At 24.1% G+C, this 957-nt stretch carries 1 protein-coding gene; it reads left to right on the top strand.

The annotated features are described in order from the left end of the window. Positions 1–114: 114 nt before the first annotated feature. A partial coding sequence (locus ACAG39_12435; protein ID MEZ0538027.1) for an ABC transporter permease subunit occupies positions 115–957 on the top strand: 843 nt, incomplete at its 3' end.

Consider the following 957-nt stretch of genomic DNA (forward strand, 5'->3'; position numbering starts at 1 on the left):
CTTCGAAATTAATAACTTCTATTATAACTAATGGCTTTGAGCTAAAAGAAACATATTCGCAAAAAATAACATTAGAAGACAAATATATAGAATTATATCAAAAGGAGGATTAATATGAGCAGTTTAATAAAAAATGAATTAATTAAGCTTTTGAAAAGGAAAAAAATTATTATTTCAATAATATTGATGATTTGCTTTTCTGCCATTGTTATTTTTATAGCAAATTTATCAGAAAGCCAAACCAATTCGGGATATTATAAAAAAGTTCTTGAATCTCAAAAAGAAACATTAACAGAACAATTAAAGAATACCAAAGAACAAGATAAAAGGCAAAAGATAGAAATTCAAATAAAATCAATAGAAAACCAAATATTACTTTTTGATATAAATAAAAATAAAGACTGGAAACAAACAGTAAAAGAAAAGATTAATGCTCTTGAGGAAAGAAAAAAGCTTGCACTTGATATTTCTTATGATGATTCAAAAGAATATTACAATTCTCAAATTAAAAAATTAAAATATCTTCTTGAACACAACATAGACCCTAAATATGAAACAACAATAAATGGGAGCACAATATTTATAATATTTTTACAGTTAATGGGTAGCTTCTTTATTCCAATAATAGTAATTGTTATTGCTTCAGATATTATTTCAAATGAATTTTCATCAAAAACAATTAGGCTGTTAGCATCGAAGCCGATATCTAAAAAGAATATAGTTATATCAAAGTTTATAGCAGCTACAATTGTTTGTTTAGCAGTAATTGTTGGAATAGAGTTATTGATATACTTTATATTTGGAATAATTAAAGGATTTGGGAATCTTAATTTTCCACTTATAGTAGGAACAAAATATAAAATTATTGCTAATAATGCAGTACCTATATATGAAAGTTCACAAATAATACCGTATATAACTGCTATAATTGAAGGGATATTTATTCAAATACTTTAC

Source organism: Caldicellulosiruptoraceae bacterium PP1 (assembly GCA_041320695.1).
In the GTDB taxonomy this organism is placed as follows: domain Bacteria; phylum Bacillota; class Thermoanaerobacteria; order Caldicellulosiruptorales; family Caldicellulosiruptoraceae; genus JBGGOQ01.